The 22,397-nt window shown below is 66.6% G+C and carries 21 protein-coding genes; 11 read left to right on the forward strand and 10 right to left on the reverse strand.

Annotation, left to right across the window (positions count from 1 at the left end):
• Positions 1-8: 8 nt before the first annotated feature.
• Positions 9-884, reverse strand: coding sequence for a LysR substrate-binding domain-containing protein (locus U5771_RS12435; protein ID WP_322024245.1), 876 nt, complete (start codon positions 882-884; stop codon positions 9-11).
• Positions 885-979: 95 nt separating this feature from the next.
• Here U5771_RS12435 and U5771_RS12440 point away from each other — a divergent pair, with 95 nt between their 5' ends.
• Positions 980-1,579 carry a LysE family translocator gene (locus tag U5771_RS12440; RefSeq protein ID WP_322024246.1) on the forward strand — a complete coding sequence of 200 codons (600 nt, stop codon included), beginning with the start codon at positions 980-982 and terminating at the stop codon, positions 1,577-1,579.
• A 172-nt stretch (positions 1,580-1,751) separates the two neighbouring features.
• Here U5771_RS12440 and U5771_RS12445 read toward each other — a convergent pair whose 3' ends face one another.
• Both U5771_RS12445 and U5771_RS12450 read right to left on the reverse strand, forming a co-directional pair.
• Positions 1,752-2,822 carry a serine hydrolase gene (locus U5771_RS12445; protein WP_322024247.1) on the reverse strand — a complete coding sequence of 357 codons (1,071 nt, stop codon included), beginning with the start codon at positions 2,820-2,822 and terminating at the stop codon, positions 1,752-1,754.
• 198 nt (positions 2,823-3,020) lie between these two features.
• Complete coding sequence (locus U5771_RS12450; protein ID WP_322024248.1) at positions 3,021-3,257, reverse strand: hypothetical protein; 237 nt, start codon at positions 3,255-3,257, stop codon at positions 3,021-3,023.
• A 93-nt stretch (positions 3,258-3,350) separates the two neighbouring features.
• Here U5771_RS12450 and U5771_RS12455 point away from each other — a divergent pair, with 93 nt between their 5' ends.
• Positions 3,351-4,226, forward strand: a complete 876-nt coding sequence (locus tag U5771_RS12455) for a LysR family transcriptional regulator (RefSeq protein ID WP_322024249.1) — start codon at positions 3,351-3,353, stop codon at positions 4,224-4,226.
• Between the two features lie 71 nt (positions 4,227-4,297).
• A complete protein-coding gene (locus U5771_RS12460; RefSeq protein ID WP_322024250.1) occupies positions 4,298-4,582 on the forward strand; it encodes a transcriptional regulator in 285 nt (94 codons plus the stop codon).
• Positions 4,583-4,655: 73 nt separating this feature from the next.
• On the opposite strand, the gene U5771_RS12465 is transcribed toward U5771_RS12460, so the two are convergent.
• From U5771_RS12465 to U5771_RS12475, 3 genes are all read right to left on the reverse strand, one after another.
• The gene (locus tag U5771_RS12465) at positions 4,656-5,402 is read right to left on the reverse strand and encodes a transporter (protein WP_322024251.1); all 747 of its coding nucleotides are present in this window, start codon (positions 5,400-5,402) and stop codon (positions 4,656-4,658) included.
• A gap of 67 nt (positions 5,403-5,469) precedes the next feature.
• Positions 5,470-8,241: a magnesium-translocating P-type ATPase gene (gene mgtA / locus U5771_RS12470; RefSeq protein WP_322024252.1), complete on the reverse strand. Its 2,772-nt coding sequence runs from the start codon at positions 8,239-8,241 to the stop codon at positions 5,470-5,472.
• Between the two features lie 716 nt (positions 8,242-8,957).
• The gene (locus U5771_RS12475; RefSeq protein WP_322024253.1) at positions 8,958-10,610 is read right to left on the reverse strand and encodes a S8 family peptidase; all 1,653 of its coding nucleotides are present in this window, start codon (positions 10,608-10,610) and stop codon (positions 8,958-8,960) included.
• Between the two features lie 426 nt (positions 10,611-11,036).
• Here U5771_RS12475 and U5771_RS12480 point away from each other — a divergent pair, with 426 nt between their 5' ends.
• The 5 genes from U5771_RS12480 (at position 11,037) to U5771_RS12500 (ending at position 17,592) form a co-directional block, all read left to right on the forward strand.
• Positions 11,037-11,933 (forward strand): glutamate/aspartate ABC transporter substrate-binding protein, encoded by an 897-nt coding sequence (locus tag U5771_RS12480; protein ID WP_322024254.1) that lies wholly within the window; start codon positions 11,037-11,039, stop codon positions 11,931-11,933.
• Positions 11,934-12,925: 992 nt separating this feature from the next.
• Entirely contained in the window at positions 12,926-13,450 is a 525-nt protein-coding gene (locus U5771_RS12485) for a spore coat U domain-containing protein (RefSeq protein WP_322024255.1), read from the forward strand.
• 23 nt (positions 13,451-13,473) lie between these two features.
• A complete protein-coding gene (locus U5771_RS12490) occupies positions 13,474-14,187 on the forward strand; it encodes a molecular chaperone (RefSeq protein WP_322024256.1) in 714 nt (237 codons plus the stop codon).
• 52 nt (positions 14,188-14,239) lie between these two features.
• A complete protein-coding gene (locus U5771_RS12495) occupies positions 14,240-16,570 on the forward strand; it encodes a fimbria/pilus outer membrane usher protein (RefSeq protein WP_322024257.1) in 2,331 nt (776 codons plus the stop codon).
• Positions 16,571-16,584: 14 nt separating this feature from the next.
• Positions 16,585-17,592 (forward strand): spore coat U domain-containing protein, encoded by a 1,008-nt coding sequence (locus U5771_RS12500; RefSeq protein WP_322024258.1) that lies wholly within the window; start codon positions 16,585-16,587, stop codon positions 17,590-17,592.
• A 266-nt stretch (positions 17,593-17,858) separates the two neighbouring features.
• Here the strand turns inward: U5771_RS12500 and U5771_RS12505 are convergent, their stop codons facing one another.
• A complete protein-coding gene (locus U5771_RS12505) occupies positions 17,859-18,740 on the reverse strand; it encodes an intradiol ring-cleavage dioxygenase (RefSeq protein WP_322024259.1) in 882 nt (293 codons plus the stop codon).
• A gap of 197 nt (positions 18,741-18,937) precedes the next feature.
• Positions 18,938-19,306: a winged helix-turn-helix domain-containing protein gene (locus tag U5771_RS12510; RefSeq protein WP_322024260.1), complete on the reverse strand. Its 369-nt coding sequence runs from the start codon at positions 19,304-19,306 to the stop codon at positions 18,938-18,940.
• Between the two features lie 270 nt (positions 19,307-19,576).
• Here U5771_RS12510 and U5771_RS12515 point away from each other — a divergent pair, with 270 nt between their 5' ends.
• Together U5771_RS12515 and U5771_RS12520 are read left to right on the forward strand one after the other, a co-directional pair.
• The gene (locus U5771_RS12515) at positions 19,577-20,014 is read left to right on the forward strand and encodes an RcnB family protein (protein ID WP_322024261.1); all 438 of its coding nucleotides are present in this window, start codon (positions 19,577-19,579) and stop codon (positions 20,012-20,014) included.
• A gap of 18 nt (positions 20,015-20,032) precedes the next feature.
• Positions 20,033-20,236, forward strand: a complete 204-nt coding sequence (locus tag U5771_RS12520) for a hypothetical protein (RefSeq protein ID WP_322024262.1) — start codon at positions 20,033-20,035, stop codon at positions 20,234-20,236.
• 184 nt (positions 20,237-20,420) lie between these two features.
• Here U5771_RS12520 and U5771_RS12525 read toward each other — a convergent pair whose 3' ends face one another.
• Positions 20,421-20,867 carry a DUF4019 domain-containing protein gene (locus U5771_RS12525; RefSeq protein WP_322024267.1) on the reverse strand — a complete coding sequence of 149 codons (447 nt, stop codon included), beginning with the start codon at positions 20,865-20,867 and terminating at the stop codon, positions 20,421-20,423.
• Positions 20,868-21,061: 194 nt separating this feature from the next.
• Positions 21,062-21,826 carry a YadA family autotransporter adhesin gene (locus U5771_RS12530; protein WP_322024263.1) on the reverse strand — a complete coding sequence of 255 codons (765 nt, stop codon included), beginning with the start codon at positions 21,824-21,826 and terminating at the stop codon, positions 21,062-21,064.
• Here U5771_RS12530 and U5771_RS12535 point away from each other — a divergent pair.
• On the forward strand, positions 21,801-22,397 hold a 597-nt coding region (locus tag U5771_RS12535), incomplete at its 3' end, for a hypothetical protein (RefSeq protein ID WP_322024264.1). The genes U5771_RS12530 and U5771_RS12535 overlap by 26 nt on opposite strands.

A 22,397-nucleotide genomic window follows, 5' to 3' on the forward strand; every position in this document is an offset into this window, starting at 1 on the left:
GAAGAAGGCTAGGCGGCCGTGCGCACGCGTGCGAAGCCGTTGCGCAGGTGGCGGGCCAGTTCCGCCGCGGCCAGCGCGTGCTGGCCGCGCGGCAGATGGAGGTTGATCGCGAAGTTCGGCAGGGCGGGCAGGCCGCTGTCGGCCGGCAGGATGTCGAGATCGGCCGGCACGGTGGACGCGAGCCAGGCCGTCACCGCGAGATCGGAGCGCACGGTCGCGGCCGTTGCGTCGATGCTGCCGTTCTCGAACACGGTGCGCCACGCGCGATCGCAGGCACGCAGCGCGTCGAGCACGGTGGGGCGGAACGCGCAGGTCCGGTCGACCATCGACACGGGCAGCGGCGTCTGCAGATGGGCGCTGCCGCCCTTCGCGCCGACCCAGACCAGACGGTCGACGGCGATGCATTCGCCGCGCGACGGCCCGACCGGTGCCTCGATCAACGCGACGTCGATCTCGCCCTGCCTGAGCGCCTGCTGCAGTGCGGGCGACGCCGCGCACACGAGCGACAGCGCGACTTGCGGATGCGCGTGCGCATAACCTTTCAGGATCGGCGCGAGACAGCTGCCGACGAGATCCTGCGGCGCGCCGATGCGCACGGCGCCTTCCATCGCACCGGCCGTCATATCGGTGAGCAGCGCGTCGTGCGCGGCGAGCAGCCGGCGCGCCTGCGCGAGCAGACGCTCGCCGTCCGCCGTGAGCAGCAGGTTGCGATGCTCGCGCACGAACAGCGGGCCGGACAGCGTTTCGAGCCGCGCGACCTGCTGGCTGACCGCGCCTTGCGTCAGGTGCAGCGCGCGGCTCGCCGCCGTCATGCTGCCGTGCTCGGCGACCGTGACGAAGGCGCGCAGCAGGGCGATGTCGAGGTTGCGTGTCATGAGTCGCATTATGAACGCTAATGGCAGGCATAAAAATCTTTCGCTTTCGTAATGCCGGGCGCGCGGGTAAAACGGGGTGTCGACGACACGAACCGGGAGCCCGCGTGCCGCTTCAAGACTACTTGCCGCTGGTGTTGTTCGTGATCGTGTCCACGGTGACGCCGGGTGGCGCGACGACGCTCGCGACTGCATCGGGCGCGCATTTCGGCTATCGGCGTTCGTTGCCGATGATGGCGGGCATCGCGGCCGGCCTGGCATCGATGGCGGCGGCCGCCGCGGCCGGGCTCGGCAGCGTGTTGCTGGCGCTGCCGGCGCTGCAACTCGGGATGAAGGTGCTCGGCTCGCTGTATCTGCTGTGGCTGGCCACGCGCATCGCGCGCGGCGGCAAGCCCGGCGTCGACGCGGCCGTGCAGCGGCCGCAAGGGTTCGTCAGCGGCGTATGGATGCTGTGGCACAACCCGAAGGGCTGGGCGATGACGCTCGGCGCGGCCGCGTCGTTCGCCGCGCTCGCGTCCGGCCCCGTGCGGCTCGGCGCGTTGCTCGGGCTCGCGTTCGGCGTGGCGGCGATGGCGTCGCTGTCGCTCTGGTGTTGTGCCGGGCTGCTGTTCGCGCGTGTGCTGCGCACGGAGCGGCAGTGGCGGTGCGTGAATGCCGGGTTGGGCATCCTGCTCGCGGCGTCGATCGTGCCGATGTGGTTGCAGTAGCGGCGCTGCGCGCACGGCGCAGTCCCGTCATTCAGCGTGAAGCGGCCCGCGCGGCCCCCGCTGGCGGTTCGTCCGCACGACGGCGGGCAGGCGTCCGAATGCGTTGAAACGGTATTCGTCCTGCACGGCGTCGCTCCTGCGTGGATCAACGCGCCGGCCGCGTGTGTCGTGTTTACTGGATCGAGCAGGTCAGCCAGCGATGGATCTTCAGCGCATCGCTCGACACGCCGGCGCGCGTCGGCGCGCCGAGCAGCACGACCGTTTCGCGGCGGCCGTTCACGCGCATGCGCATCACGACGCCGTGCCCCGATTCGTTGATGAAGCCGGTTTTCTGCAGCCGGATCGGCAGGCGGCCGTTGCGCACGAGCGGATCGGAGTTCACGTACAGCAGCTCGCCGTCGCCGGCCTGCACGGTGGTCGACGTGTCCGTCGAGAAATAGCGGATCAGCGGATCCTGCGCGGCCGCGCCGACGAGCCGCGCGAGATCCTCGGCGGTCGACACGTTGTGCGGCGACAGGCCGGTCGGTTCGCGGAAATGGGTATGACGCATCCCGAGCCGGCGCGCCTCGCGGTTCATCGCCTTCACGAACGCGGGGCGGCCGCCCGGATAGTCGCGGCTCAGCGCGGCGGCCGCGCGATTTTCCGACGACATCAGCGCGATGTGGAACATCTGGCGGCGCGACAGTTCCGCGCCGATCGGCAACCGCGAACCGGTGAACTTGATCGTGTCGCGATCGCGCGAGGTGACGCGCAGTACGCCGCTCAGCGGCCGGTCCGCGTCGCGCGCGACGACGGCGGTCATCAGCTTCGAGATCGACGCGATCGGCCGTACCGTGCGTGCGTTGCGGGCCAGCAGCGGCGTGCCGGAGTCGACGTCGAGCACGTAGGCCGCGCGTGCGTGCAGCGCGTTCACCGCGCGCGGGCTGTAGCCGCAGCTCGCGAGCAGGCGCGGTTTCGCGGCGGGGCGCGGGCGAACCGCGTTCGTGTGTGTCGCGCGCCGGTGCTGCGGCGCGGGCACCGCGTGACGCTTGACCGCGTGATGCTTCACGCGTGGGCGGCGGTGTTTGACGGCCTTGTGCTTGCGGTGGGCGGGCTTCTTCTTGACGACTTTCGCATGCGCATGCGGAGATGCGGTGCGCTGCGGCTGCACGGACGCGTTCGTCGCGAACGCGAGTGTCAGGAACGACAGGGCGATGAGCAGGGTGGTCCGGGCGCGAGGCAGGCGCGCGATGAGGCCGGTCAAGCGAAAGTCTCCTTTTCACGCGCGTAGCGGCGACGTGAAATGCGTGGGCGGTCAGCGGTTGCGGGAAATTATAAGGTCGATCGCGTGGCAATGACGATGGATGTGCGCGCAATGATGCGTGATGCCGGTGGATTGCCGCTGTTTTTTTGCGGCGGGTCGAACGCAACCGTCCGGCGCGAGGGCGCCGGGTGCGTCGAATCAGCGCGGCCAGTTCCGCCGCGACACGACCGCGAAGCTGATCGCGATCGAACCGGTGACGGCACGCGGCGGCGCGTCGTCCAGCGCAGTGCCGAAGCGAAAGCGGCGGCTGCGTCCGTCGGCGCGTGCGGCACGACGCTCGGGGGCCGGTGCGTCGGGCTCGGTTCCGCTCGCACCGGCGACCATCGTATCGCACGACATATCGGGCAGGCATTCGGTCGCTTGATCAACAGGCATGACAGTGAATTCCGGGAGGGGCATGCCCGTATTGAACGTCACGCCGTTCGATCAGTAAAATGAATGTTTCGATCAGTATGATTCCTTTGAAGAATGGAACTGAAACTGCTGCGCACCTTCCTGACGGTCACCGAGCTCAGCCATTTCAGCCGCGCGGCCGACACGCTGCACATGAGCCAGCCGGCGTTGAGCAAGCAGATCGGCGCGCTCGAGGCGAGCCTCGGCGGCAAGCTGTTCGAGCGCGGGCGCCACGGCGCGGAGCTGACGCCGTTCGGCGAACGCTTCCTGCCCGACGCGCAGGCGCTCGTGCGCGATGCCGACGAAATCCTCGCGCGTGCGCGCGAGGCGACCAGCGGGCAACGCGGACACCTGCGGCTCGGCATCTGCCTGTCCGTGCTGACGCTCGTGCCGAAACTCGTCGCGGAATTCCGGCGCTGCAATCCGGGCATCGCGGTCACGCTGAGCGACCTGTCGTCGTCCGAGCAAACCCGCCGGCTGCGCGCGGGCAAGCTCGACGCCGGGTTCCTGCGCTTGCCGCCGGATGAAGGGTTGTCGTCGTTCAAGGTGATCGACGAGGGGCTCGCGCTCGCGGTGCCGCCGCACCTCGGCTTCAAGCGCGTGCCGGCCGATCTCGACGTGCTCAACGAGATCGGCTTCATCGCGCTGCAGCGCGCACGCGGCCCCGGGCTCGCCGCGCAGATCGACCGCTGGTGCGTCGCGCGCCGCTTCGTGCCGCAGGTCACGCAGCAGGCGGAAGACGTGCAGTCGGTGCTCACGTCGGTCGCGGCCGGGGTCGGCGTCGCATTCATTCCGTCGCGCGCGCAGTACCTGCTGCGCGACGCGACCGTCCTGCCGCTCGACGGCAGGGACGCGAAATGGCGCGTCGGGCTCGCGTGGCTGTCGGGTCGCGACGATCCCGTGACCACGCGTTTCGTGTCGTTCATGCGCACCGCGATCAAGGGCGCGTGACCGGGCGTATAGTGTCCGCGATCGCCTTCCGCCTGAATGCCGGCCCGGCGCCGGCTCACGAACCCGAATCGATGACTTCAGAATCCGACGACTCCCCGCTCGATCCCGCACTCGTTGCGACGCTCGCGACGCTGCACGAAGCCGCGACCGATCCGTCCGGCAAAACCTGGTCGCTGCCGAAGATCGCGAAGCGCGCGCAATTGCCGATGAGCACGCTGCGCCGCGTGCTGACGCAGCTCGACGCCGCAGGCCTGAGCGCGACGACGCTGAACGACGACGGCACCGGCAGCGCCGCCTTGACGGAAGAGGGGCGTGCGGTGTGCGCGCAACTGTTCGGCGTGAACGACGGCGAATGAAAAAAACGGGTCGCCCGAAGGCGACCCGTCGTCTCGCGGTTCGATAGGCGGCGTCGGCCGCATCACCACGGCATCACCACCGCGCCGTCACCCCACCCATGACGGAATGACGGTAGGTCTGGTCGTTCAGCCCGTGCCGGTAGCCGAGGTCGAGATCGAGCCAGCGCGTCGGCGAATAGATCGCGCCCGCGATCACGAACGCCGGATTCGCGCCGGCCGTGCTTTCGGTGTTGCGCGACAGGCCGAGATCCGCGACGAGCTGCACCTTGTCGGTCGCCTTGTACAGCGCCGCGGCCGACATGGCCCAGACCGCGCGCAGGTCGCGCTGGCGATTCGGCTGGTAGGCGAGGCCCGCATTCGCGAGCAGCGAGAAGCGCGCGACGTCGGCTTGCGCGAGCAGCGTCGCGCCGGTGCCGACGCGGCCCGTGCCGAGCCCGCGACGGTCGTCGCCGGTCGGCATCGTCACCTTCGGTTTCAGCGCAAGCGACAGCGGCCCGCGTTCGACGAAGCGCCATTTCATGCCGATCTCGACATCGCCGATGCCCGCGCCATTGTCGTCGGTCCGCGTTTGCAGATGCGTATAAGGCGCGTTCACGTAGAGATCGACGTGCTCGCCGAACCCGCGCGTGAGCGTCGCGTTCCACGCCTGATGGCGGCCGTTCTCCTCCTGTTTCGAGGTTTCCTCGCCGTTGAACTCGAACTGCCAGTTCGCGTTGCCCTGCGTGCCCGTGTCGTCGCTGACGAGCGGATGGGCCGCGTACGCGTCCAGCGGCGCGAGGAGGGCGCTCGCGGCGGCGAGCGGAAGCATGCTTCTTTTCATCACGTCACCTGTAGTGCGTCGTGGGCGTGCCGCCCATGCGGGCCGGCACGCCGTCGTTCGGAGGAAATCAGAACCACTGCTTGTAGCGACGCACATAGATCGTCTTGACGATCTGCGCGAGCAGGATGTAGCCGACCATCGTCGCGGCGAGCCACAGCCAGTAGGTGCCCGGCAGGTGCATGAAGCCGAGCGAATCCGCGAACGGCGAGAACGGCAGCCAGCAGCCGATCGCGATCGCGGTGAACGTCGACAGCAGCACCGGCAGCGCGGCCGTGCTCTGCAGGAACGGGATCTTCTGCGTGCGCAGCAGGTGCACGACGAGCGTCTGCGACACGAGGCTCTCGATGAACCAGCCCGAGTTCATCACGATCTGGCCGCTCGAACCGCCGTGCAGGTGATACATCGCACCGGCGCCGAACACGGTCCACATCAGCACGTAGGTCGTGATGTCGAACACCGACGACGTCGGCCCGACCCACAGCATGAAGCGACTGATGTTGCCGGCTTCCCACTTGCGCGGCTTCTTCAGGAACTCCGGATCCATCTTGTCCCACGGCAGCAGCATCTGCGACGTGTCGTAGATCAGGTTCAGCACGAGCAGCTGGGTCGCGAGCATCGGCTCCCACGGCAGGAACGCACTGGCGACGAGCACCGAGAACACGTTGCCGAAGTTCGAGCTGGCCGTCATGTTCAGGTACTTCAGGATGTTGCCGAAGGTCTCGCGGCCCTTGATCACGCCTTCCTCGAGCACCATCAGGCTCTTTTCGAGCAGGATGATGTCGGCGGTTTCCTTCGCGATGTCGGCGCCGCTGTCGACCGAGATGCCGACGTCGGCATCGCGCAGCGCGGGGGCGTCGTTGATGCCGTCGCCGAGGAAGCCGACCGTGTGGCCGTTCGCCTGCAGCGCCTTCACGATGCGCGCCTTCTGCAGCGGCGTGAGCTTCGCGAACACCGTCGTGCGTTCGACGACCTGCGCGAGCGTCGCGTCGTCGAGCGCCTCGAGTTCGGCGCCGAGCATCGGCTTGCCCGGTTCGAGGCCGACCTGGCGGCACACCTTCATCGTGACGGTCGGGTTGTCGCCCGTCAGCACCTTCACCGTCACGCCGTTCTCGCGCAGCGCGGCGAGCGCCGGCGCGGCCGATTCCTTCGGCGGATCGAGGAAGGTCAGGAAGCCGCGCACGACGAGGTCGCGCTCGTCGGCGGTGCGGTACTGTTCGCGTTCGTCGCCGCGCGGGATCGTGCGCGTCGCGAGCACCAGCACGCGGAAGCCGTCCTCGTTGTACGCGTTCGCCTGTTCGAGCAGCCGCTTGCGCGCGACGAAGTCGAGCGGACGCACGCCGTCCTCGTCCTGCACATGGGTCGACACCGCGAGCATTTCCTCGACCGCGCCCTTGCAGATCAGCAGGTGCGTGCCGTGCGTGTCCTCGACGACGACCGACAGGCGGCGGCGCACGAAGTCGAACGGCAGCTCGTCGATCTTCCGGTAGCCCTGCGGCTTCACGCGGTCGCCGATCTCGTCGGCGCGCGCGACCACCGCGATGTCGATCAGGTTCTTCTGGCCGCTCTGATGGAAGCTGTTCAGCCAGCCGAGCCGCAGGATGTCCTCGTTCTTGTGGCCGGACAGGTCGAGATGATGTTCGAGGATGATCTTGTCCTGCGTGAGCGTGCCGGTCTTGTCGGTGCACAGCACGTCCATCGCGCCGAAATTCTGCACGGAGTTCAGCCGCTTCACGACGACCTTGCGGCGCGCCATCGCGATCGCGCCGCGCGCGAGGTTCGCGCTGACGATCATCGGCAGCATCTCGGGCGTGAGGCCGACGGCCACCGCGAGCGCGAACGTGAGTGCGCTCAGCCAGTCGCCCTTGGTCAGGCCGTTGATCATGAACACGATCGGCACCATCACGAACATGAACTTGATCAGCAGCCAGCTCACGCTCGCGACGCCGCGGTCGAAGCTCGTCTCGATGCGCTTGTGGCTCACGACGTTGCGGGCGAGCGAACCGAAATAGGTGTCTTCGCCGGTCGCGACGACCACCGCCGTCGCGGTGCCGCTGACCACGTTGGTGCCCATGAAGCACACGTTCTCGAGATCGAGCAGCGACGTCGACGCGTCGTTTGCCGCGCCGGCCGTGCCTGCCATGCCCGTGTGGGCCGACTTGCCGGCGACCGCGCCGAGCGTGTCGTATTTCTCGACCGGCAGCGCTTCGCCGGTCAGCACGGCCTGGCTGATGAACAGGTCGCGCGATGCGAGCAGGCGCACGTCGGCGGGGATCATGTCGCCGGCGGACAGGTGCACGATGTCGCCGATCACCACCTCGCGCATCGGCACCTCGCGGCGCGTCGGCTCGGACGTGTCGGTCACCGCGCGCTGCACGGTCGCCGTCGTGCGGACCATTGCCTTGAGCTTCTCGGCCGCGCGCAGCGACCGGAATTCCTGCACGAAGCGCAGCAGCGCGCTGATCGTGACCATTGTCAGCAGGATCGTCATGCCGACGTAGTCGCGCTCGTCGGGTGCCGCGAAGTAGACGTCGGTGCAGAAGCTGATCGCGGCCAGCACCAGCAGCACGTAGACGAACGGATTGTGGAACGCGTGCAGCAGCTGGCGCGTCCAGTGCGGCGGCTTGTCGTGCGCGATCTCGTTCGGGCCGTTGTGCTGCAGGCGGTCGGCGGCCTGCTCGTAGGTGAGGCCGCGCGTGCTGGTGCGCAGCGACCTGAAGGTTGCTTCGAGCGGGCGGGCCGCTTCCTGCGCGGCGCGCATGATGCGCGGTTCGTTCTGCTGACCGGGGCCGGCGTTGATGAAGCCGCGCTGTTTCTTTTGCGAGGTGTTTCGGTGTGTCATGAGTCGCTCCTTGCGCGCGAGGCGGCGGGCGGGGAGCGACCGTGACGTTATCGACGCACGAGCGCTCCCCGCCGCGTCGCGTCAGGCGCGATCGGCTGTGGATCGGTGAAGGGGGGAACGCTCGCCGGCGCGCGGAGTGCGGTCGAACGGTCGATGCGCAGCGTCGCACCGGCGAGCGGTAATCGACTACTGTCGTCTGAGTTCATCTGCACTCCTGTCGGTTGCGGGTAGGCGGCACGGGCGATCGGCAGCCGCGCACGCACGAGGGCGCGCGGCCGGACGGCACGCGAACGGAACATGCACGCAGCTCGCGCTGCACGCGGCACGAACGCACGCACGCGGCAACGCACGGTTGCGCAGCGCGGACATTCGGCGATATCGAAAAATTCGGCGGGGGATTCTGGCCGGTCAGGCCGGAAGGGCGCCGCATCCTGCTTCCCGGGATGCGGCAGAAGACGAGGCTCTGCGCGGTTTCCTCAGGCAGCAGTCAAGTTGGTCGAGGACCAACTACAACTCGCATCGGTGTTCACAGAACACTCCATGTAATCAGACGGGGGCGATGGTAATGGGTCGTCGTGCGAAGCGTCAACCCTTTGTTCGCCCTTTTTTTCCGGCAATGCTTGCAGAACGTCAGCGCGACGATGTGGGGCCGCCGATGAAAAAACGCGCGCACGCCAGGCAGGCATGCGCGCGGTTGCGTCGAGGCGACGTGACGGTTACTGCGTGGACGCCGTGACGGCGGCGCCCGCATCGGCGATACCGGAGCCGGCCGGCAGCGCGGTACACGACGTGCTGGCCGGCAGCAGCGCCGCGCGCGCGCCGCCTTGCAGCTTCTGCTGGATCTGCGCGGGTGTGAGGTTGCCGTTCATCGACAGCATCAACCCGACGATGCCCGTCACTTGCGGCGTCGCGAGGCTCGTGCCGCTCGCGGTGCCGTACGTGTCCGTGCCCGGCGTCGTCGTGCCGCCGTTGGCCGTCGACAGGATGTTGACGCCCGGCGCGCTCAGCGCGACGTCGGAGCCGAAGTTGCTGAACGATGCGCGGCGGCCGGTCGCGTCGGTCGCGGCGACGGTGATCACGCCGCGGCAGTTCGCGGGCTGGTCGAGCCCGGTCGACAGGCCGTCGTTGCCCGCGGCGACGACCACGGTCACGCCCTTCGCGTTCACGTCGTCGATGGCCTGCTGGAACGTCGCGCTGCATGCGCCGACGCCGCCCAGGCTCAGGTTGATGATCTTCGCGGGATTCGGGTTCGTCGGCACGCCGGCGACCGGCATGCCGGCTGCCCAGCGCATCGCGTCGGCGATGTCGCTCGTCGTGCCGCCGCACTTGCCGAGCACGCGCACCGGCAGGATCCGGCCGAGCCACGACACGCCGGCGACGCCGGTGCCGTTGTTGGCGGTGGCGCCGATCACGCCCATCACGCGCGTGCCGTGCCAGCTGCTGTCGCTCGGTTCGCTCGCGCAGTGATAGTACGGGCCGCTGGCATTGTCCAGTTCCTGCTGCGTGACCCAGTCACCCGGATCGGTTGCATCGATGCCGCGGGTTTGGCCGTTGTTGCTGGTGTTGGCGTTCGAGATGAAGCTGTAGCCGGGCAGCAGGTTGCCGACGAGGTCGGGGTGCGGCCGGTAGCCGGTGTCGAGCACGGCCGTGACGACGGTCGGCGAACCCTTGGTCCGCGTCCACGCGGGCGGGGCATTGATCCCGACGCTCGCGTCGGACAGATACCACTGCTGGCCGTATGCGGGGTCGCTCGGCGTGTCGCGAACCTGCATCGGGTGATCCGGTTCCGCGTAGTCGACGTCGCCATCGGCCGCGAATGCCTGTGCGAGCATCGCCGCGTCGCCGGACGCGACGCGCTGACCGATCGACAGCACGGCCGCGCCGTCCGACAGGGTGCGTTCGAGCTGCACGTTCAGCGGTGCCTGCGACGTCGTCACGGCGGCATACGCCCGTGCGGCGCTGGTCGTCGTCGGCGCCGACCAGCGCGTCATCGAGCGCTGGATCACCGCGTCGAGCCGCGTGCCGGTGTCGATGGCCGCCATCGCGCGCGTGGCCGTCAGCGTCTTCAGCCGGACGATCAGGTGATCGACCGGCGGCTCGGCCGGCGCGCTCGTCTGGGCGGCCATCTGCACGGCGGCCTGCTGCGTCGCGCACGCATTGCTGCCGTTGGTCGCGGGCGGGGTCGTCGGCGTTGGCGAGGGCGACGGCGCGGGGGCCGGCGCTGCATTGGAAGAAGACGGATTGCTGCCGTCGCCGCCACCGCCGCCGCAGCCGGCGAGCGGAAGCAGGGCGGCGGCAGACAGCATGCCGGCGAGCATGCGCGCATGAGCGGAACCGGCCAGCGCGAAATTGAAACGTTTGGCTCTCATGGTGAAACTCGATCCTCGTAGATAACCGTCGTGCCGGCGGTAGTGCGTGGGTCCGGGGGAACACCGGACCTTGTTGTTTTTGTCTGACAAACGCCGCCGGGTTGCTGCGACGCGCCATGCATTGGGTAACGGCCGCCAAGGGAGCTTCTTGAGTGTGTTGTATGAGAAAAAATCGGATTGCCGCAAACGATTGCGTTGCTGCGTTGCGGCGCGATTGCGCGTCCGGGGCGGGCGATGCGAGGGGCGGGACGCGACCGAAGGCGGCCGGCCGGGCGCAGCGCCGGACGCGCGCGCGTTTGCGCGCCACGGAAATGGGCCGCCCGCGCGCGGCCCGCGATGGACGCGTGCTTACGCTTTCCCTGATGCGACGCGAATTTTGTCGGGCGTACGATCGCGATTCGATCAACGTTTCGTCAGGAGAAAAGCATGGATCGCCGCTCCCGTTGGCTGGCCGTCGCGCTGACCTGCGCGCTGGCGGGCACCGCGCACGCGCAGGCGCTCACCGGCACGCTGAAGAAGATCAAGGACACGGGCATCGTGTCGCTGGGCATCCGCGAATCGTCGGTGCCGTTCTCGTATTCGGACAACCAGCAGAAGAACATCGGTTACTCGCGCGACATCGCGGCGCGCATCATCGACGCGCTCAAGGCCGAGCTGAAGGCGCCGAACCTGACGGTGAAGGAAATCCCGATCACGTCGCAGAACCGGATTCCGCTGCTGCAGAACGGCACGATCGACTTCGAGTGCGGATCGACGACCAACACGCTCGAGCGGCAGAAGCAGGCCGCGTTCTCGAACAGCATCTTCCTGTACGGGATCCGCTTCAGCACGCGCAAGGATTCGGGCGTGAAAGAGTTCACGGACCTGGCCGGGAAGACGGTCGCGACGACCGCCGGCACGTCGGACGAGCGCCTGCTGCGCAAGCTCAACGAGGAGAAGGGGATGAACATGACGATCATCAGCGCGAAGGACCACGCCGAAGCGTTCATGAACGTCACGACGGGGCGCGCGGTCGCATTCGTGATGGACGAGCCGCTGCTGTACGGCGAGATCGCGAAGGACCGCAATCCGGGCGCGTACACGGTGGCGGGCACGCCGCTCGTCCATGAAAACTACGCGTGCATGATGCGCAAGGACGATCCGGCGTTCAAGCACGTGGTGGACGGCGTGATCGCGAAGATGCAGACCTCGGGCGCGGCCGAGAAGCTCTACGACCAGTGGTTCATGCAGCCGATTCCGCCGAAGGGCGTGAGCCTCAACTATCCGCTGTCGCCGGAGATGAAGCAGCTGTTCAGGAATCCGACCGATCAGGCGCAGTACTGATCGAAGCGTCGTGATGGCGTGCGGGCCGGCACGTTGCGTGTCCGGCCCGGCACGATCGAATCCGTCGGCCTGCGGGCCGGCGTCGCGGCGCGCATCATGCGGCCGTAAGCGTGCGCCGTGCGGGGCGAGCCGGATCCCCAAACCGTCCTCTGATCCGTCACCGGTCGCGTCGCGCCTCACCGGTTGCGCGTCATGGCCGCTCCGTCTTCGCTCGTATTCCCCCCCTTTGCCTGAACCCGTGCCGCGCAACGAAGCACGGTTCGCACGTGCGCGTCGATCCGCGAGCCGAGCGATTCGACGTGCTCGTGTTGCCGCGGCTGCAGGCAAATGTGCGCCAGTTGATGAGGCGGCCCGGGGGAGGTCCGGCGCCCGAGTCAGGTGCGGATCGTCAGGAGAGGTTCCAGTCCCGGATAGCGGGTGGAATTGACAATATAAACGGACCTTTCATCGGTGAATTTATTATTTGCCGACTGCTCCCTGGATTCGGGTAAATGGAGGTTCATTTGACGGCCGAATGCGGGACATTGCGCGTGTCGAAAAGGGGGATTTCCGTCTTTGATCTGCGTCATTAATTGATGATATTAAATGATGTGAAGAATTGATTTGAGGCGCGATCCTGATTGCACGTGTTTCTACGCTGGGCGAATGACGGGCGCTCCAGGCTCACGATGTTCCGGGCAGAGGGGGCGACGGGGAAAGGAATTTCGGGCTGCCTTGTGAGCGTGCCGCATATGACACCGGGACATCGACGGGGCCGCGATCCAGTCGCCTGAAAAATCAATGAAATATTATCGAATATTTCATCCTATAATCTGCTGGAATAATAAGTAAGTTAATGAAATATAATGCGATTTCGCGTTATTTAAATTGTGTAAAATGAGGTGTTTATGGATATCATTTAAAAAACAGCAACGCTAAACTCGCGCCCTGTCGGTGATTAATTTTTAACCTTGTTCATCGACATCCCATCGACAAAATCGCGAGATATGACCATGAAACGCCTCACCGCCGCCCTGACCGCCGTTGCAATCGCGGCTGCAGCACTGTCGCCTGCCGCCGCTTCCGCGGCAACTTATTCGAACGGCACGGCCACCGCCACTTTTGCGGTTTCGCTGACGCTCGTCGCCAATTGCACGATTTCCGCGAACGCGTTGAATTTCGGTTCGACTGGCGTGCTCACTTCCGCGGTGACCGGCAGCACGACGCTGGCGGTGACCTGCACCAACACGACGCCGTACAACGTCGGCCTCGATGCCGGCACCGTGTCCGGCTCGTCCACCACGACGCGCCTGATGGCCGGCACGACGAGCGGCAATACGTCGTCGACGGTGTCGTTCAAGCTGTACCAGGATTCGGCGTATTCGACCAACTGGGGCAACACGCAGGGTACCGACACGCTCGCGGGCACCGGCACCGGCTCGGCGCAAACGCTGACCGTCTACGGCAAGGTGCCGGCTCAGACGACCCCGGCGCCGGATACCTATACGACGACGGTCACGGCCACGGTGTACTTCTGACCATGGGTGCATGGCGTTCGGCAATGGGTGTCCGCATCGCGATGCCCGTCTTGGCGGCCGTGCTCGGCGTGCAGGCGCACGCCAGCACGCTGCAGATCTCGCCGGTGATGGTGGAGTTGCACGCCGACCAGCCGGCCGCGGGTGTCAGCCTGCGCAATACGGGCGACAAGCCGCTGTACGGGCAGGTACGCGTGTTCGCATGGACTCAGACCAGCGCCGGCGACGTTCTCGTGCCTACGCAGGGCGTGGTCGCCAGCCCGCCGATCGTGCAGATCGCGCCGAATGCCGATCAGCTCGTTCGCCTCGTGCGTGCCGCGCCGGGCCCGGTGCCGGCCGAGCAGAGCTACCGGCTGCTGATCGACGAGATTCCGCCCGCGGACGCCGCACCGGCGAACGGCGTACAGGTGCGCCTGCGCTATTCGGTGCCGGTGTTCGTCGGCTCGGCCGTGCCGAACGTCCAGCCGCAGCTCGACTGGCATCTGGAGAAGCACGACGACGCATGGTTCCTGCGCGTGGAGAACCATGGCGCGCGACATGCCCAGATCGGCGCGCTGACGCTGCGCAACGCGGCGGGCGAGTCGTACGCCGTGTCCGGCGGGCTGTTCGGCTACGCGCTCGCGGGCACGCGGCGCGAGTGGCGGCTCCCGCTGAAGGGCGGCGCCGATCTCGCGGGTGCGATCACGATCGTCGCACGCATCAACGGACAACCGGTCACGGCGAACGTCGCACACGACTGACCGGAAAATTCGGGCGCCGCTCAACCGGCCGGCGCCGCCCATCTGACGTGCGATGAAAAAACGAAATCATGGACATCACCGGCTGCGGACGCTGTGCGTGCTCGTCACGCTCGCGACGCGCGGGGCGTCGCTGGCTCACGGCGAAACCCTGCCGGATCTCGCGGGGCCGGCGAGCGCGCCGCGAGACTTGTATCTGGAGGTCAGGGTCAACGGCGAACCGACGTCGGCGCTTACGCATTTCCGGCAGGTCGGCGGCCGGCTCGTCACGAACGGGGAAGCGCTCGAACGCGTTGGCCTGGTGTTGACGCGCATCGGCGCCGTGCCGCAGTCGGAGATCGCGCTGGACGATATCTCCGGCCTGCGTTACGACTACGACCCTGGCACGCAGACGGTCGATCTGAAGGTGCCCGACCGTCTGCGCAAGCCGCAACAACTGAACGCGCGCGTGCGGGACGTGCTGCCCGCCGCGACGACGTCGCGCGGTTTCGCGCTCAATTACGACGTCTACGCGCAGTCCGATTCGCGACAGCCGGTCGCGCTTTACAGCGAAGCGCGCTACTTCGACCGGTACGGTGTATTCAGCAGCACCGGCACCGCCTACCTCGGCCGCGGGTCGAATCGGTACGTCCGTTACGACACGACGTGGAGCCGCTCCGATCCCGCGACGCTTGCCACGTTGCGGATCGGCGACAGCGTGTCGTCGTCGCTGGACTGGTCGCGCTCGGTGCGGCTCGGCGGCATTCAGTGGAGTACGAACTTCTCGCTCAGGCCCGATCTGGTCACGTTTCCGGTGTCGACGCTGTCGGGCTCCGCGGTCGTGCCGTCGGCCGTCAGTCTGTATGTGAACGGCATCCAGCAGTATTCGGGCACCGTGCAGTCGGGCCCGTTCACGATCAACCAGATGCCGGGCATCACCGGCGCGGGCGTCGCCACCGTCGTCACGCGCGATGCGCTCGGGCGCACCGTGACGACGTCGGTGCCGCTCTATATCGACACGCGGCTGCTGTCGGCCGGGCTGAAAAGCTATTCGTTCGAGGCCGGCTTCGTGCGGCGCAACTACGGCGTCGATTCGTTCGATTACGGCCGGCGTCCCGCCGTCAGCGCATCGACGCGCTATGGCATGACCGACGCGCTGACGCTCGAGGGGCACGCCGAGGCGAGCACCTCGCTGTATGCCGCCGGCGCGGGCGCGCTCGTGCGCCTCGGGATGGCCGGCGTCGTGACCGGTTCCGTCGTCGCGAGCGGCGGCCGCTTCACGGGCGGCCAGTACAGCATTGGCTATCGCTACGTCGCGCCGCGCTTCAGCGTCGAGGCACAGACGACCCGCACCGTCCGTCGCTACGGCGACCTCGGCGCGATCGAGGGCACGCCGGTGCCGAGCCTGACGGACCGCGTGACGGTGACTGTCGCGATCGGGCACGCGCAGAGCGTGTCCGCGAGCTACATCGGCTACAAGGTTCCGGCGGTCGACATTTCGCGGATCGGCTCGTTGTCGTATTCGACGGCGCTCGGCGGCCGCGTGTCGCTGAACTTCGGCGCTTACCAGGACTTCGGCCCCGCCCGCACGCGCGGCGTGTCCGCAGGGCTCAGCGTGGCGCTGGGGCCGAAGACGTCGGTATCGGCGAGCGCCGGCAGCCAGAACGGCCGCACGACCGCGAGCGTCAGCGCGTCGCGTCCGGCCGATTACGACGGCGGCTGGGGCTGGAGCGCGCTGACCGGCGACGCGCAGGACGTGCGTTATGCGCAAGGCCAGTTGCAGTATCTCGGCCGTTACGGCCGCGTGACCGCGATCGCGCAAAGCACGGCCGGCAACAGTGCCGGAGCGATCGACGTCGCGGGCGCGATCGTCGCGATGGACGGCACGGTCGAGGCCGCACGGCAGATCGGCGACGGCTTCACGCTCGTGTCGACGGACGGCGTGGCCGGCATCCCGGTGCTGCACGAAAACCGCGTGATCGGCACGACCGATTCGAGCGGCCACCTGCTGGTGCCTGACCTGAACGCGTATCAGAGAAACCTCGTCGCGATCGATCCGCTCGGGCTGCCTGCCGACGTGCGCGTCGAGGATACGACCCGCGTGATCGTGCCGGAGGCGCGAGCGGGCGTGCTTGCGCGCTTCCCGGTCGAACCATTCGCGGCAGCGTCGGTGATCCTGACCGATTCCGCAGGCACGCCGGTTCCGGCAGGCGCATCGGTGCATCACGCCGAAAGCGAGCGGGACACCGTGACCGGTTACGACGGATTGACGTTCGTCGACGGCCTGCGGCCGGAGAACCACCTGACGGTGACAGCCAGGAATTTCAGTTGCGTCGCGACGTTTGCCTACCGGCGTCCCGCGAACGGAACATTGCCGACGATCGGCCCCGTGGTCTGCAAGCCCTGACAGGAAAGCATGCGATGAAACGTTACTGGATGATCTTGGTTCTGCTGGCGGGCGTGCTGCTCGGGTTCAGTCAGTCCGCGCGGGCAGACTCATGCACGGGCACCGCGTCCGACATTGCGTTCGGCTCGGTCAGCCCGATCGCGAATACGGCGGTCACGGCGACCGGCAGCATCACCGTGACATGCACGTGGTCGGCGCTGACGCTCAACCGTTACGCGGTGGTCTGCCTGAATCTCGGCACCGGGACGGCGTCGACGTCGTGGGCGCCGCGCTATATGGCGAACAGCAGCTCGAATACCCTCGGGTTCAACGTGTATACCGACTCCGCGTACTCGACGATCTGGGGTTCCACCAGCAGCACGACGGCCTCGACGCCCATCACGTTTACGCTCGCCACGTCGTATTCGATTGCGTCGCAGGACGTGTCGCAAACCGTTACCGTGTACGCGCAGATTCCGTCCGGCCAGACCACCGTGCCGACCGTCGGCAACAGCACGACGACCTATTCGACCAGCTTTTCCGGCACGCATACCCGGCTCGATTATGCGTTTGCGGTGTCGAGCTTGCTGCTGCCCAGTTGTTCGTCCATCAGCGCGTCGACGGTGCGGTTTCCCTTTTCCGTGACCGCCAACGTCGTCAACAACTGCAACATCAGCACGACGCCGATGAGTTTCGGCAATGCATCGGTGCTGACCGCCGCGCTGACCGCGACGAGCACGATCTCGGTGCAGTGCACGTCGGGCGATGCGTGGCAGCTTGCACTGAATGGCGGCAGCACGAGCGCAAGCGTTACCGCACGGCAGATGAAAGGGGCTGCGTATGGCGCGACGGTCGGCTATCAGCTCTACACGGATTCCGCGCGAAGTACGATCTGGGGGGATGGCACGAGCAGCACCAGCATGGTGACCGGCACCGGCACGGGCGCCGCTGCGGCGGTGACGGTCTACGGCAAGGTGCCGGTGCAGACGACGCCCCGGCCGGATACGTATAGCGATACCGTGACGGCGACCATCAGTTTCTAGCGGGTGGCCGGATCATGACGGGATCGTCACGATGCGTCGGGAAACGTTCGAAGGGGAAGGGCGCGGCCGGCAGCGCGCTCGATGGCGGCAGTGGATCCCTGCTCGTGGAGAACCGATGGCGGCGATTTGAACCGGCTCGAGCGATCGACCGGTTTGCTACGTGCTTGCGGAAACATGCGCCGTTTCCCCTATCGCGATCTCGCAGCGGAGGACGATCTCCCGTCCGTCTGAAGACCTCCACGTCCGCGAAACCCGCACATGCGCTCTCAGCCGGTCGATCGGTACGAATCGGGCTGCGTCATTTCGGGGGCAACGGTCGCGACGATTCGCGCACGTAGGCCTCGAGAATAGTGGCTCCCGTCGAGCGCCGTGACGTGTGCAATGGTGGCGTCGCCATGTTGCCGCGCATACACGGCGTCGTCGCTCAGTGTCGTGCGCGCGATTCGATGCTCGACATAAGGCGCCATCGTCATCAGATCGACCATCAGGGCTTCGGGGAAGAACACCTGTCCGACATGAGACACGTGCGCGGCCCGGTTCGAAGTGGCCGGTTCACGCACCTTGAAATGAACATGATTCGTGCGGCCCGGGTACACGCCGGGCACGATGCTGCGGAAGGCCACTTTCCCGCTGCCATCCGTGCGCATCGTGCCGCGCAGGAATGTGAGCTGGTCGGTCGGGGGAGCGGGCGGCGGCCCGTTCGGCACTGCATCGAGATCGGCGCGTTGCGCACCGGCCGGGGCGCCGAACGGCGGCGCGCCATGCATGCGATCCCGCGCGCCGGGTGGTGGGCCCGGCGGTGGACCCTGCATTTCGCTCGCCTTGGTAAATCCGGAATAGACGCCGAGCGCGTCGCATTGCCAGATGTCGACGATCGCATTGGCCAGCGGCACGCAATGACGCGCATCCAGAATGGTCAGTTCCAGCAGCAGCGGAACGCCGGCCTTGCCCTCGCTGATATCGCCTCGGAGGAGGTTCTCGTCGAGATAGTACGGACCGATTTCCTGCTCGGGGCTCAGCGTACAGACGCCGGCTGGCGCGATCTGAGCGGCCTGGCCCAGCGTCGGGAAGCGAAGCGCGGTGCAAGTACCCAGCGCCAGCGTCGACGTCACAAAACGGCGTCGCGACAGGTGTCGACTGGAAGTCATTCTGGTCCGGAGCATGAATGGAACGAGCTTCGACGATACGGCAAGGGACCGAGTCGATCGTTACGAGCCGTTACGCCGTCTTATCTGCCCAGCCGACGACACGTGCGTTTTTCGCGCCGGAACTTGCCGCGGGATTGCGCTGTGTAATGTTGGGTAAACGAAACCGGGTCGCATTCACGCGGGCGTCGTCCGGCCCTTCACGAGCGGAATCGGCAGGTCTCCAGGCATGACGCCGGCTTGCCTTCGAACTCGAACGGATAGCCGACGCCGTAAATCGGGCGAATGAAATTGTGAGTGGGGCACGCCGTCTGCAACTTGCGCCGCAAATTCCTGACATGGCTGTCGATCGTCGGGTCAGCCACGATCCGAGAGGCGTCGTACAGCCGGCGCTGCAAATGGTCGCGCGGGTCGATCCTGCCCGGCATCGACAGCAAGAGCGACAAGAGGCGCACCTCGATTCGTGTCAGGTTCAGATTCAGGTTCTTGCCGTCGAGCCACGCGACGTGATGTTCCGTATCGTGCCCGGCGTCGGCGCACAGGGAAGTCGGCGAGCCGTCCGCACACACGTACCTTGTCGCGTGATCCGGCAACGGACAGGATCGTCAAACGGACCGCACTTCGCCGTGCAGCGACGTGCAGGGAAGAGCCGCCGCGGTCCGGGCGGTAAGAGATGAAACGAAATATTGGTCAATTTCCTTTAAATCCCGCGGATGCACCCGGCGGGCAAGGCCGTGTGTCGTTCGGTTTGTCTTCAACGGGTAATCGGAGGTAACCATGCACCGGTCTCGTTTTGAGAGCATGCGCATCGTTGCACTTTGCTCCAGGAGAAAAACATCATGAAGAAACAGGCTCTCGCATGCCTCATTACCGCGAGCATGCTCGCCACGTCGATCGGCGCATTCGCGCAGCAGGGGCCCGACGATCAACAGGGTGGACGCGCGCCGGGCGGCAACCACGAACTGCGGCAGGATCACGGCCCTGAGCGCGACGGCGGTGCTCGCGCGCCGGGCGGCCCCCAGATGCAGGCCCCGCATCGTGACGCCCGTCAGGAGGGGCGCGGCGACGTCCGTCCGGGTGAGCACGGCGACTGGCGTCGCGGAGAGCGTGTGCCGCAGGATTATCGTGGCGCGCAGTACGTGGTCGACGACTGGCGCGGCCGTGATCTTCAACCGCCGCCGGCTGGCTATCATTGGCTGCAGATCAATGGCGACTTCGTGCTGGCCGCCATCGCGACCGGTGTGATCGCGAACGTCCTGCTTGCGCCGCACCACTGATCGATGAAGGGAAAGACGATGAAAAAGACGTTTGCCGCGGTCACGCTGATCGTGTTGGCTTCGATGCTCGGCGGTTGTTGCTGGTGGCCGTATTGCGGCCCCGGCGGTCCTGGCGGCGGCCCTGGCGGCCCGGGTGGTCCGGGCGGAGGTCGCGGCGGCCCGGGTGGTGGTGGCGGCCCGCAAGGCGCGATCGTCCTGCCGCATTCGTCCGCGCTGAGCTGATCGACGCGATGCCCTGAGGTTGCTTCGATAGCCGCAGGGCATTTCTTCACCGTTTTCAGTCGCTAAAACGGTAGAAGCACTTCAAAGGAAAACACCCCAAACGCCGGATCGGTTTCCGGTTTTTTTGGGGGTGTTTTTCATGGCGCCTGACGGCCGGCGCCAGCGAGCGGTGAAACGGAACCGCTTACGGCAAGTAGTCCTGCGTCCGACGCGGTACGTAGCCGGTCAGGTGCCAATGGCCGTCGCTGTCGAGCCGGAAGCTCAGCTTTTCGTACATCTTCGTGCCGGTGGTCAGCGTGGTCGCGAAATCGACGTTTGCATACAGGCCGTCGGGCAGGTCATTCCTTTGGGTGTACTGAATGCGTACCAGTTGCGCCCAGCCGCGATGCTGGACCACGCCGACCGACTGACGGGCGCGGCGCACGTCCGCGACGAACTGATCCTGCTTGATGCGCGTCTTGACGAAGTCCGCCGCATTGGCCCACACATCGGCGAACTGACCGGCGTCGAGCTGGCGAAATACCGTATTCGCATCGTTCAGCAGTTCGTCTGCGGAATCGCCGGCGGCCTGCGCATGTGCGCTTACCGCGAACGATGTCGCCATGCAGGCGATCAGCCACTTTGCATACATGTTGTTCAAGGTGGTTTCCATTCAATTAGGGCGACGCGTTGCGCGTCGCGATTACGGGGCATCGGCACATCGCCCGCTACGCGATGTGCCGATGGATGCCGTGTTCCCTGATCGGCTGTCCGTCTCTCCCGAACCGAAAGAGGCGGACAGGCGCCTGTCGACCCGATACGGCCAGGTCGAGCAGACACGTTGCATTACCAGCTGTACCCGTATCCGGCGCCGAACGTCCGGTTGTCACCCGACACGCCGATGCCCAGCTTCAGGATGCCGTTGGTAGACAGGTGCGCGCTGGCACCGAACGCCATCCCCGACTGCCCGGCAAATCGAGCAACGCCTACTGCGACGTTGATCGACTTGCCCGGTTCGACCTGCGGCAGCATGGTCAGCGCCGTTGCCGCGGCGACCCCCTGACGGGCCAACTTGTCGGTCTGCCCCAGCGCGGTGCCCAGATTGTTGATCTGGGTTTGCTGGCCCGACACCGCCGTCGACAGCGTCGACTGCACCGCATTGAGCTGGTTCACGTTGACCGCATCGGTGCCTTGCGTGCCGGCCGCGACGTTGGTGATCTGCCGTTGCTGCGAGTCGCTGCCGACCGACACCACGTTCGAACGACCGCCGTCTGTCGAACCCGCTCCGAGGGCGACCGAGTTGGTCCCGGTTGCGGACGCCCCCGTGCCGATCGCGACCGAGTTTGCAGCCTGCGCGACGGCACTCGAACCGATCGCGACCGAGTTCGTGCCGAGCGCCTGGCTGTCGGCGCCGGTCGAATTCGTGTGGAAATACTTGATCCCCTGGCTGTTGATGTTGTTGATTGCATCGCCCACGCTCTGAGCCTGGGTCGTGGTGCCATCCGCGTTGTACGTGGTGTACGACGGCGACGAAATCGTGCCGGTGCTCGAGTCATACGTCGCGCCGCCGCCGAGCGCCGCCGCTGTGCTGTTGCCGAGATTCTTCGTCACCGTGTTGGTGGTGCTGAGTCCGGTCGACAGCGAACTGATCGAACTGGTGGCCGTGCTCAATCCGGTCGACGTCGACGTGGACAGCGACGAGATCGCGCTGCTGGCCGAACTCAGGCCGGTCGACAGGGAGCTGATGCCGGTCGAGGTCGAGGTGGACAGCGAGCTGATCGAGCTGGTTGCCGACGAGAGAGCCGTCGACGTGGAGGTCGACAGCGAAGCGACCGAGCTATCGGTCGAGCTCAGGCCAGTCGACAGCGAGCTGATACCGGTCGAGGTCGAGGTGGACAGCGACGAGATCGAGCTGTTTGCCGAGGACAGGCCCGTCGACGTCGAAGTCGACAGCGAGGCGACCGAGCTATCGGTCGAGCTCAGGCCAGTCGACAGCGAGCTGATACCGGTCGAGGTCGAGGTGGACAGCGAACTGATCGAGCTGGTTGCCGAGGACAGGCCGGTCGACGTGGAGGTCGACAGCGAGGCGACCGAGCTGTCGGTCGAGCTCAGGCCGGTCGACAACGAGCTGATACCGGTCGAGGTCGAGGTGGACAGCGAGCTGATCGAGCTGGTTGCCGAG

It is taken from the genome of Burkholderia sp. BCC1977 (genome assembly GCF_905339595.1).
Taxonomy (GTDB): domain Bacteria; phylum Pseudomonadota; class Gammaproteobacteria; order Burkholderiales; family Burkholderiaceae; genus Burkholderia.